This is a genomic window from Wolbachia endosymbiont of Ceratosolen solmsi, from assembly GCF_017869155.1.
GTDB lineage: Bacteria > Pseudomonadota > Alphaproteobacteria > Rickettsiales > Anaplasmataceae > Wolbachia > Wolbachia pipientis.
The window spans coordinates 985,688-997,023 of the sequence record NZ_CP054598.1; the positions used below are offsets into that span (position 1 = coordinate 985,688).

10 protein-coding genes are annotated in these 11,336 nt (G+C 35.0%); 5 read left to right on the forward strand and 5 right to left on the reverse strand.

Translation table 11 applies throughout. The annotated features are described in order from the left end of the window. Positions 1 to 1,263 carry a Tol-Pal system protein TolB gene (locus HUB95_RS04860; protein ID WP_015588777.1) on the forward strand — a complete coding sequence of 421 codons (1,263 nt, stop codon included), beginning with the start codon at positions 1 to 3 and terminating at the stop codon, positions 1,261 to 1,263. Positions 1,264 to 1,304: 41 nt separating this feature from the next. On the opposite strand, the gene gatC is transcribed toward HUB95_RS04860, so the two are convergent. The 3 genes from gatC to HUB95_RS04875 form a co-directional block, all read right to left on the reverse strand. Then, positions 1,305 to 1,658 (reverse strand): Asp-tRNA(Asn)/Glu-tRNA(Gln) amidotransferase subunit GatC, encoded by a 354-nt coding sequence (gene gatC, locus HUB95_RS04865; protein ID WP_015588776.1) that lies wholly within the window; start codon positions 1,656 to 1,658, stop codon positions 1,305 to 1,307. Next, entirely contained in the window at positions 1,648 to 2,574 is a 927-nt protein-coding gene (locus HUB95_RS04870) for a ribose-phosphate diphosphokinase (protein ID WP_209452364.1), read from the reverse strand. Before HUB95_RS04870 ends, gatC begins: the two co-directional genes overlap by 11 nt. Before the next feature lie 303 nt (positions 2,575 to 2,877). Then, the gene (locus HUB95_RS04875) at positions 2,878 to 3,744 is read right to left on the reverse strand and encodes an ankyrin repeat domain-containing protein (protein ID WP_006280296.1); all 867 of its coding nucleotides are present in this window, start codon (positions 3,742 to 3,744) and stop codon (positions 2,878 to 2,880) included. A 383-nt stretch (positions 3,745 to 4,127) separates the two neighbouring features. Here HUB95_RS04875 and HUB95_RS04880 point away from each other — a divergent pair, with 383 nt between their 5' ends. Then, complete coding sequence (locus HUB95_RS04880; RefSeq protein WP_244662743.1) at positions 4,128 to 4,901, forward strand: WD_0033/WD_0034 family tandem repeat-containing protein; 774 nt, start codon at positions 4,128 to 4,130, stop codon at positions 4,899 to 4,901. 812 nt (positions 4,902 to 5,713) lie between these two features. Here HUB95_RS04880 and purD read toward each other — a convergent pair. Beyond that, positions 5,714 to 6,985 carry a phosphoribosylamine--glycine ligase gene (gene purD / locus HUB95_RS04885; protein ID WP_015588772.1) on the reverse strand — a complete coding sequence of 424 codons (1,272 nt, stop codon included), beginning with the start codon at positions 6,983 to 6,985 and terminating at the stop codon, positions 5,714 to 5,716. Positions 6,986 to 7,019: 34 nt separating this feature from the next. Continuing rightward, the gene (gene serS / locus HUB95_RS04890; protein WP_141457322.1) at positions 7,020 to 8,297 is read right to left on the reverse strand and encodes a serine--tRNA ligase; all 1,278 of its coding nucleotides are present in this window, start codon (positions 8,295 to 8,297) and stop codon (positions 7,020 to 7,022) included. Positions 8,298 to 8,440: 143 nt separating this feature from the next. Here serS and HUB95_RS04895 point away from each other — a divergent pair, with 143 nt between their 5' ends. From HUB95_RS04895 to dusB, 3 genes are all read left to right on the forward strand, one after another. Beyond that, positions 8,441 to 9,889 carry a Ulp1 family isopeptidase gene (locus HUB95_RS04895; protein ID WP_244662744.1) on the forward strand — a complete coding sequence of 483 codons (1,449 nt, stop codon included), beginning with the start codon at positions 8,441 to 8,443 and terminating at the stop codon, positions 9,887 to 9,889. Positions 9,890 to 10,170: 281 nt separating this feature from the next. Continuing rightward, positions 10,171 to 10,362, forward strand: a complete 192-nt coding sequence (locus HUB95_RS06270) for a hypothetical protein (RefSeq protein WP_244662745.1) — start codon at positions 10,171 to 10,173, stop codon at positions 10,360 to 10,362. 5 nt (positions 10,363 to 10,367) lie between these two features. Further along, positions 10,368 to 11,330, forward strand: a complete 963-nt coding sequence (gene dusB / locus HUB95_RS04900; RefSeq protein ID WP_209452365.1) for a tRNA dihydrouridine synthase DusB — start codon at positions 10,368 to 10,370, stop codon at positions 11,328 to 11,330. The last annotated feature ends 6 nt before the right edge of the window (positions 11,331 to 11,336 follow it).

The window sequence follows — 11,336 nt, forward strand, 5'->3', positions numbered from 1 at the left end:
ATGAAGCTATTCGTTCATCTGGTGTTATTTATTTCGTTATTTATTCCTTATTTTACAAAAGCTGCTTTATATGTTGATATAAAAAAAAGCAGTGTTGGTAACATTGGTCTTGTTGTATCTAAATGTACATGTAAAACAGCGTTGGAAAGCGAATTAAGCGAAAATATTGCAAAGGTAATAGGAACAAATTTATCTAATTGTGGCTTATTTAATGTAAAACGTGGCGCGGAAGCTGAATCTAAATCTTGGAAAAGCGATACTGTAGTCACAGTAAGTTTAAGCGAAATATCTGGTAGTGCATTAGAGCTATCATTTCGTTTATTTGACACTTTTACAAAAAGAGAATTACTTACTCAGTCAGTTGTTTTTCCAGCAAAAGACTGGAGAAAAATTGGTCACCTCGTTTCGGATGTGATACATGATAGATTAATTGGTGAGAAAGGGCACTTCAACACAAAAATCACGTATATCGCTGAAGAAAAAGATAGCAACTACAAATCTGTGCGTAAAATTGCTGTGATGAATCAAGATGGAAGTAATATAAAATACTTAACAAATGGCGATAGATTTGTGTCAACACCGAGATTCTCACCAAATGGAAAGGGTATTGTTTATATCTCGTACGCAAATGGTAAAAGTTATATAATATTAAAAAATTTAAAAGATAACACTGAATCAATAATCAGCGCATTTGAAGGAGTTGTTTCTGCACCAAGATTTTCTCCCGATGGTAAATCTCTTTTAATTTCCCACTCATTGGGTGGTGAAACGAATATATTATCTTTGGATTTAAGTAGTAAACGAACAAAAAAAATTACTAAAGGTTCAGCTATAAGCACTTCTCCCTCTTTTTCTCCAGATCAAAAGTATATGGCTTTTAGTTCTGATATAAGTGGGAGTCAGCAACTGTACGTTATCGATTTTACTAACAAAAGTAAAAAACCTAAAAGAATTAGTTTTGGAAGTGGAAGATATGCTACGCCTGTTTGGTCGCCAAAAGGAGATCTGATAGCTTTTACAAAGATTCAGTCAGGAAAATTTTACATAGGAGTTATGAAGCCAGATGGCAAAGAAGAACGTCTGCTTTCAGAGGGGCATAAAATTGAATCCCCGGCATGGCTACCAAATGGTAGAGAAATCATTTTTACAAGAACAGAATCACCAAGCAACTCTAAACTATATTTAGTAGACTTAGTAAAGAAAAATCAAAAAATGGTTTCCACTCCCACAAATGCTTCTTTACCGGATTGGTCTTATTTTTGAAAGTAGATCTATTATAGGTTTGATATGAGCCTTATTTTACTTTAATCGCTTATAACCTTTGGCACTACAAAATACCCATGCTCAGGTTTTGTATTGGACAATATCTCTTTTTTAATGTTTTGAGAATTTATAACATCATCGCGTACATGAATGTCCTTGTCTATGCTGCCATAACGCATAGGAGAAACACCTTCAGTATTAACTTGCAATAAAGTATCGTGTATCCAATCCAGCATTGTCAGTTCTTTGGAGTAGTGATCAATCTCGTCATTTGATAACTTAATCCTTACAAGCTGTGCAATTTTAAGCATTTCTTCCTTGGTAATTGTTATTTTTCTCTTATTTGCAAATTCTATTAGTGAAGTAATAACGTCTTCTGTTGACTTAGCTGGCATTTCTACCTCCTTGGATGAAGTGAGTTAAAATATTTACAACCGAAACAACTTCTATTTTACCAGTTTTTTCAAGTTTGTGAAGTATGGTATCCGTAATCACTAATTTATCTAAAGAAGAGGAAGAGATTTTCTCAACTGCACTTCCTGAAAGCACACCGTGTGTGATGCATGAAGTTACGGACTTTGCTCCGTAACTTTTTAAAGCAAGAGCTGCATTACACAACGTTCCACCAGAGTCAACTATATCATCAACAATGACACAATTTTTGTTTGCAACTTCTCCTATTATGTTCATTACTTGAGATGTGCCTGCTTTCTCCCTATATTTATCTACTACAATAATCTTATCACTTAACCCTATCTTGTACTTTTCCTCTAAAGCCCTCGCAAAAGCACGTGCTCTGCCAATTGCCCCAACATCAGGTGCAACAATTGCCAAATTTTCCGTGTTTATAGAGTCAACAAATGCTTCAAAGCAGTTCAAATTAGTTACCGGTACATCAAAGAATCCTTCAATTTGACTTGAGTGCAAATCAATAACTGCAACACTACTTGCACCTGCAGTTTGAATAAGATTTGCAACTAATTTAGCACTTAAAGCAGATTGCATATTATTGTTTTTGATAATTCTATCTTGTCTGCTATATCCATAATAAGGAATAATTACTACTATCCTTTTGGCTCCTAATCTATTTACTGCATCAATTATAAGCAGAAGCTCCATAAGGTTATCATTCACAGAGGGAGAAAGAGATTGTACTATGTATACTTCTTGATTATACAGATCATTTGCTACTTCTACATTTACCTCGCCATCGGTAAACTTTGATATCCAAGCAGAGGATGGTTGAACATCTAGCCGGTTAACTACTGATTCCCCTAATTCCTTACTAGCATTACCTATTATTATCTTCATAACGCACTAATTGAGTTTTTAAGATTATACAGAAATTGTAAAATAATTGAAATGTAAGTTTCTTTATCTAGTATTCTTGTCGGCGAATTAGGTATCTCTTGTACAATGACCTGTCATTTTCACGCATTGTTTCAATATACAGACCCAAATTGAAACAACTATACAAAATCCTGCTTATGTTTCAAGATAAATGACTTTAATGAAATATAATTTATCTAGTCATTTGTATCTGCTAACATACTACACTTCCCATTGTAGAGCCTCTGCAACTTACTGAAATTTATAATCGCTTTATAAAAAGTTTTATACTCTTTGCTTAATTGGAGGTGCTACCTCTGCACTTTCTGCTCTGTCTAGGGTACTACTTGGTTTTTCTGCAGTAATTTTTTGAATGCTACCATCTACCTTATTCTTGATATCTGCTCCATATGATCTTAATACTTCAATAGCTTTTTCGTTTCCACTATTCAGCGCAATATCCAAAGCATCCATTCCATCATTATTTTTGTGGTTGATAAAATTCTCTAACTCAAAGATTTTTATATATTGCTCAATGATGAATTCTACCACTTTTCCAGGGCAATTATTAGCGGCAGGAAAGAGTACTGCATTGTTATTATTGTCTTTCTTTGTTACATCTGCTTTGAGCTTGTCTATCAAATACTTGATAATTTCTATTCTGCTATCATCTTCTGCTTCAGTGCACTGCCTAGCAGCTAAAAACAGAGCTGTTCGCCCATTATTGTCCACATCTTCAATATCTTGTCCCTTATCAATTAAGGCTTGTATTATATTTTTGTTCCCATACAAAGCAGCAAAGTGAAGAGGAGTATACCCTTCGGTGCTTTCTCTTTCATTAATCAATGCACCATGGCTAGCTAGTAATTCTATAAATTCTGGCGTATTTGCAAAAACTGCAAAGTGCATTGGTGTTAGATCATCTTTACCATGATTTTGAGTTTTTGCATTAACGTTTGCTCCATTTTTTATTAGCAATTTTGCTATTTCTAATTGTTTGCGTCCGATGGCAATATGCAGTGGCGTACGATTGCGTTCATAATGATCATTGACGTTTGTGCCACACTTTATTAGTAGTTCTGCAGCTTCAATATTACCTTCCTGAATTGCAACATATAAGGAAGCATATCCATCTTTTGTTTCCTCTGTCATACGAAATTGCGAACATGTTAGTTCATATATTATTAAGGATTATTATTAAGTTTTTATTAATACAATATTAATGTAGCGGTATCTCTAGATCCCGCTAACAAGCAGCGGGATGACGGTTTTTCAAATTATCGTAAGTCAGTTTAGCTATAGCTACAAGTTTCATTCTTCCCTTACAAATAACTTTACTGCGTCCTTTTTTCGGATTCAGAATTAGCAAGAAACGTTCTTGTAAGGTGGTCTACTAAAATTTTGCTTTATAAAACAATGTCTGAACTATGCAATTAATACATTATCAACACAACTGATTCATAAAAGCAAATATTATAACCACGAAGAGAGGAAATGTTATACTTAGTTTAATAAGAAAGACCTTGAGAAAAAAAATGACTCATCAGGTAAACGATTCGAAATTGAAAGAGAAAGATGAAAAAAATATTTTAAAATTAGCATCAAAAATAAAAGGCAAAAAAAGTAGCATTGCTGAAGAACTAGAAAAAATATCTAAAAAGGAAAAACAAAGGATTCTTACTACGGAAGTAACCAAACATCGGGGTAAAGAACCAACTATTATATCACTTGCTTATGCTATACTACGTAAAGATAGTATAGCTGTTGAGAAAATGTTAAGAGTAGCTAAAGAAAACGGTATTCTGAGAGATATTCTTGACACAACAATAACTATAAAACATAAAAATAATCAAAAAGTAACTGATAAGTTACTTGCCGCATTACATGATCGCAAAGTTATTCAAGAAATTTTAGACATAGCTAGAGAAAACGATATTCTGAAAGACATTCTTAATGCAACAATAACTATAAAATATCCAGATAGTGAAGAAAAAATCTACACACCACTTACTTATACAATATCATGTAAAAGCAACGAAGCTTTTAATACAACAAGAGCTATAAATCAAGATGGTCAGGAAAAAACTCACATCCCATTTCCTACCGTTTCCGTACTTGATGAAAGAGAAACTGAATTAAAATTAAAAGAAAAAAGACAAAGTAGAAGAGATGAGGGATTAAATTTTAACAATGGTAGTAGTGACAAAAATGTTGAAATAAAAGTTAATGGGGATATCTTGTTGCAGCATAGTAGTGGAACTAAAAATGAAATAAATCATACTGCTGTACGTAATGATGTAGGGGGGTAAAGCCTCTAATAGAAAGTAGAGTAAATGTTAAAGTACAGAATATAAATGCAGTGATTGCAACTTCTGTGACACTTGAGTTGGTAGCTAGTAAAATAACATGTGTACTGTCAAAACCCACCACTAAATTGGAAGAAGTAGCTATAACATATTTTCAAGGTTTAGCACTATATTTGTGAAACTTAATTTATATGTGCTAAACAAGATGCTGATTAGTTTTATAGCTAACCCAAGAAAGGTTTCCCTACGTCATACCGCCGCGGTATCTCTAGATCCCGCTAACACGTAGCGGGATGACGGTTGTCGTTTAGCTATAAATATTTAAGAAATTTACTAAATGAAAAAAAAGGCAAAAGAAGCCCTGGGGTTATTATCCGCTTTAAAATATTGGCGTTTTTTATGTTTTAAACACTTGACAAGCAAGATTTAGCTGCTTTTAATTGCAACTAACTTACGCTGCAAATGTTTAAGAAATTTACTAAGCAGAAAAAAAGACAAAGAATCCCCGAGTTAGCTAGTCTTTTACTATCTCTGTCGAGTATTGGCATTTTTTGATGTCTTGTAACGCTTTATAAGCGCGTTCAGCTTATTTAGATAAAAATCTAGATGTAGATGAAGTTTTGTAAAGACATACAGTATCTATATACTGCAAAAAATTGAACATAAGACGCCGATACATTAAGTAATCCTTACCTTTTAATCTGCAGATTGGCGAAAGCAAATACAATAGCTTCAGTTTCATGATAAGAGTGCTGGCGGAGTTTGTCAAGGAAGTTTTTCGTTTCTGTGAACCACCTGCTAACCGACAGCTAACATTAACTACCGATATCGTATCTGAAGAAGCCCCCTGGCCATTCTAAAAAATTTAATGCTGAGTACAGCTTACTTTTGGCTTCCTCTATAGTGCTCCCTTCTGCTACTATATTTAGCACTCTTCCGCCATCGGAAACTAAGTTACCACTTTCATCGAATTTAGTACCAGCATGAAACACCAACACACCAGGAATGCTTTCAATCTTATCTAATCCTTTAATTACTTCTCCCTTTTGATAATCACCCGGATAGCCTTTACTTGCAACAACTACACAAACTGTAGATTTGTTGTTAAGTTCCACCATTTTGACATTTAACTTTCCTTCTGCAACTGACAACATCAATTTTAACAAATCGCAATTTGAATCAAATCTAGGTAATATAGATTGCGTTTCTGGATCACCGAATCTAACGTTATACTCGAGAAGTTTTGGGCTATCTTTGCAAATCATTAAACCAGCAAAGAGTACTCCTTTATAAGACGTACCCATGTTAACCAATGCTTGAGCTGTAGGGTATATTATTTTTTGGATAATTTTTTGCTCCATGTCCTTACTTATAATTGAAGGTGATGAGTACGACCCCATACCTCCAGTATTTTGGCTTTCATTACTTTCATCAACTCTCTTATAATCTTTTGCACACCCAAGAGTTACTACTTTCAACCCATCAATAAGAGCAAAAAAACTTACTTCTTCTCCAACTAAAAACTCTTCTATGATTATTTCTTCACCTGATTCACCAAATTTTTTCTCCACTAGCATTGAATTTATTGCTGAAAAAGCTTCGCTTTCTGTATTACATATAACCACCCCTTTTCCTGCTGCAATTCCATTTGCTTTCACTACAAGTGGAAACTTTATTTTATTGCTACGTACAAAATCTTTAGCTAACCCTTCATCAACAAAACACTCGTACTTGGCAGTTGGTATACCATATCGTTTACATAGTCCCTTGGTGAAAGACTTCGATCCCTCAAGTTTTGCAGTTGCTTGACTTGGAGCAAAAACATTTATTCCCTCTGCAACTAAATCATCAGCAAGCCCATCAATTATTGGTTGTTCTGGACCAATAACAACCAACTCTATATTTTCTCTCTTGCAAAATTGTGTAACATCTACTGAATTTTGAATATTTACATCCACAAGAGCCCCAAGATCTTTCATAGCTTGGCGACCAGGAGTTACATATAACTCAGTCAAGATAGGAGATTTTTTTAGAGCCCAAAGTAGAGCGTGCTCACGCCCACCAGAACCTATAACCAGAACCTTCATCTTTATTTCCTCGCTTTTCTATATGTCAAAATTATTATTTGCTTATAACAGTATCATTACTCATGTATTTTTGCAACACGTTTGGTATTGCAATCGACCCGTCAGAATTTTGATAATTCTCCATTATGGCAATAATCGTTCTTCCTATAGCTAAAGCTGAGCCGTTTAAAGTGTGAATATATTTTTTCATCTTTTTATCAGTTTCTGAAGAGTATTTAGCGTTCATCCTTCTTGCTTGAAATGCACCACAATTTGAGCAGCTTGATATTTCTCTATATTTATTTTGCCCAGGTAACCATACCTCTATGTCATAAGTCCTTTGTGCAGCAAAACCCATATCGCCACTGCAAAGCAGCATTACTCTGTATGGCAATTCTAATTTTTTTAATATCTCTTCAGCAACACTCGTCATACGCTCAAGCTCATCATTTGATTGGTCTTCAGTTGTGATGCTTACCAACTCCACTTTACCAAATTGGTGTTGCCTTATCATGCCCCTGGTATCGCGACCTGCACTACCTGCTTCTTTACGAAAGCACTCCGAATATGCAGTAAAGCGAATAGGCAGTTCTTTTTCTTCCATTATTTTGTCAGCAACTAAATTTGTTAAAAACACTTCACTTGTGGGAATCAACCTCAATTCGTCGGTAGTTAAATACGAATCGTCAGAAAATTTCGGTAGCTGACCAACATTATACATAGCTTCGTTTTTCACCAAAGCCGGGTGGTAAACCTCAGTATAGCCAAATTCATTAACATGCATTTCAAGCATACAATTTATTAGCGCTCGTCCAAGCTTAGCTAACTGTCCTTTTAATATCGTAAATCTTGATCCGGAAATTCTCGCCGCTTGTTCGAAGTCCATTAAACCTAACTTTTCCCCGAGCTCATAATGAGATTTTGCTGTAAAATCAAACTGTCTTTTTCCTCCATATCTTCTCACCTCTAAATTAGAGTTCTCATCTGCGCCTATTGGCACATCTTGCGCAGGAATATTCGGCAAGTTAGATAAAACATTCACTAACTTATCCTTTTCTGCTTGTTCTTTTAAGCTGATTGCCTCTATCTCATTTGTGATGCTTTTTGACAACTCTATTTGCTCTTCACAGGGGCTCTTGCTCATTTTAAGCTTTTTTATTTCCTCTGTGATTTCATTGCGCTGCCTATTCAAATCCTGCAGTTTAGTGGTTAATGATCTTTTCTCGTGATCGATTTCTAATATCTCTTCCGCAGTAGATTCTCTAATTCCCCTGCTTTTCATTGCCTTTTCAAATCCTTCAGGGTTTTTGCGTATATATTCTATATCGTGCATATATTGTGCTATTACTAACATTGTTACTGTACTCCAAAAGCTCTTAATATTCAATATATTCTCATACTACTAAAATTATTATGGTTGATTTTTTTGTTAGAATTTGTTAAAATTTAATTAACTTAGCGTTCATAGGGTGTAGTATGTTGGGTATTACAAAAAATAATCAGAAAGAGAGCACTGACTTTGCTGGTGAGGAATTCGTTATCTACGCTACTTGTGTATGCCTAGCAGCCACATTCGCTGCTGGCTGTTTAGGGGCGGTAATAGGATCCCCTCTATTGACCTTTCCACTTGCTATGCTCATCTCTAACCCCGTAGTTTGGGTTTTAATGGGAATAATTCTTACAGTAGCATACAAAATGGTTGTTGAACCTTTATTTTACTTAGCGAAGAACTATATTAATGGAAAAAGAGCTTCAAAGGGGGAAAAGAGTGAAGAAAAAGATACAGAACTACAAGATTTGCAAGGCAAGACTCCAGAAAAGCAAGCAAGACCGAAAACTCCTGATAGGGATAGTGGTATTTTTGACTGCAAAGAAAATAAGGATTCTTTTGTATATAAGACAAATAAAAAAGAAGATTATAAATTTTGGTTAAGTAATTTTGATATTGCAGAGATTGCAAAAAGTTACTATGGATGGATGCCATATCGTAAAAAAGGTCACAGGGAATTTTCCAAAGGAGTGTTCTTTTCTTGCCTCGATAATCTTACATCTTTTCTGGGGAACCGATTGCAAGAATATAAAGATAAAGTAAAAGGGGATAACAATTTAGTATTATCTTCAATTCTTAACTTAAATAACAATCATTGGGTAACATTGGTTATTTCTCATGATGAAAAGAGTAAAAAGTTTAGAGCATATTATTGCGATTCATTTGGTGAACCATTACCAGAAGAGGTATCAAGTGCGCTACAGAAAACTCTAGGAATAGACAATAGTAGTATTAGAAACTCAAAAGCTAAACAACAAGATGATAAGTATAATTGTGGAATATTTGCCTTAGAGAATGCTAAGAAAATTACAGATATGCTGAAAGCAGGCAAATCGTTTGATGAAATTGATGATCAGCTAAAATATGAACTTAGTTCAGAGCAATTAATAGAGAAGAGAAAAGAATTTGCAAAAGCGTTGAAAAAGGATGAACAAAGCAGGGCTGGCACGCCAAGCCCTGTATTAGGTGGTCCAGGAAATATAAGTCGTAAAGATAGCGGAGTAAGTTTAGATTCAGTAGAAAGTAAGCAAACAAAAATTGTTCAATATAATACTACAGGTGATGGCAACTGCTTTTTCCATGCGGTATTTGGTGATAATAGCTCTGGTCAATATAAAACTGAAAAAGCACAAGATATGAGAATGGAATGGCACAAATTTTTAAGTCAATTTAACTCTTTGAATGATCCAAGGATGCCTGAGTTATTGAAGGGACAGATGCAGAAAGTTTTTGGTGCATTCTTAGAAAATCCAAATCATTTGATTGATATGTCGGACTCAATAAAAGATTTGGTTCAGCATACAAACAGACGGGTAGAGAAGATCAAAAAAAAGACTAATAAATTAATAAAAAGTTATGTTGTCTTACAACATTAAAAGAAAATGAAGTTATAGGTGATTTAAGAAGCATTAGTGCTAGTAATCTCAATATTAGTGAAAGAAAATATGATAGAAATTATAATAGTGATACTGCAGCAAATTCTTTTCTCAATGGCAAATCCATTTATAGATCTTATCTAGAGGCAATCAGCAGCCAAAGTTACCATGTTTTCATAGAAGAAATTTCTATCTTAGCTTCGCTGGCTAATATTGAAATTGACGTCTACTATAAAAATAATGGTAATGATGTAAATACATTGTTTCTGCCAAATGCGGGAATGATAAATGAAGGTTATCAGCAGAACAACGAGCTATGGGGAAATAAAGAACAAGAAACGGTATACTTGGCACCTGGTCATTATGAGAGAGCTGAGATAGTAGAGGTAGAGCCTTCTCTTATGGAAAAAGTAAGTTCGGCTATACAAAGTGTTGTAACAGTATGTGTAAATGCGCTAGGTTTGAACACATAGAATATATGTCCCTACAAGTAGGAAATTTGACAATTGATTCTCCAGTTATTTTAGCTCCAATGTCTGGAGTGACTGATTATCCGTTTAGAAGTATTGTGAAGAAACTTGGTGCAAGTTTGTTAGTTTCAGAGATGATCGCAAGCAGAGCTATGATTATGCAAACTCGCCAGAGTTTGCAAAAAGCAAAAGTCGATGCATTAACTGCTGTGCAGCTTGCTGGGTGTGAGCCAGATGTTATGGCGGAGGCTGCAAAATTAAACGAGGACATGGGAGCAAAAATTATAGACATAAACTTTGGTTGCCCTGTTAAAAAAGTTGTAAACGGTTATGCAGGATCAGCGCTAATGCGTGATGAGAAAAAAGCCGCTGAGATAATTGAAGCTGTGGTCAAAGCAGTGAATATGCCAGTTACGGTGAAAATGCGCACTGGATGGAACGATGAAAATCGCAATGCCTCGAGACTTGCGAAAATTGCCGAAGACTTAGGAGCAAAAATGATCACTGTGCATGGAAGAACAAGAGCGCAGCTTTATAATGGTCAAGCAGATTGGAAATTCGTTAGAAATGTTAAAGAGCAAGTGAAAATTCCAGTTATAGTAAATGGCGATATTAAAAATTTAAATGATATTCAGAATGCTCTCAAAGAATCTGGAGCAGACGGAGTGATGATAGGTCGTGGTGCCTACGGTAAACCTTGGCTGATTAATCAAGCAATGAACTTTCTCAGTGGAAGTGAAACTTCTGAGCCAACAGCTTCAGAGAGATTAAGCATCATACTCGAGCATTACGACAATATTCTTGAGTACTATGGAAATGACACAGGAATAAAGATGGCCCGCAAACACATAGGTTGGTACAGTAGCGGGCTTCAAGGCTCATCTGAATTTCGTGTGAGAGTAAATAACATGACAGATAGCACAGAAGTGAAAGAAAATATTATTGGCTTTTTTGGTCAAGAGACACACTAGCTGTAC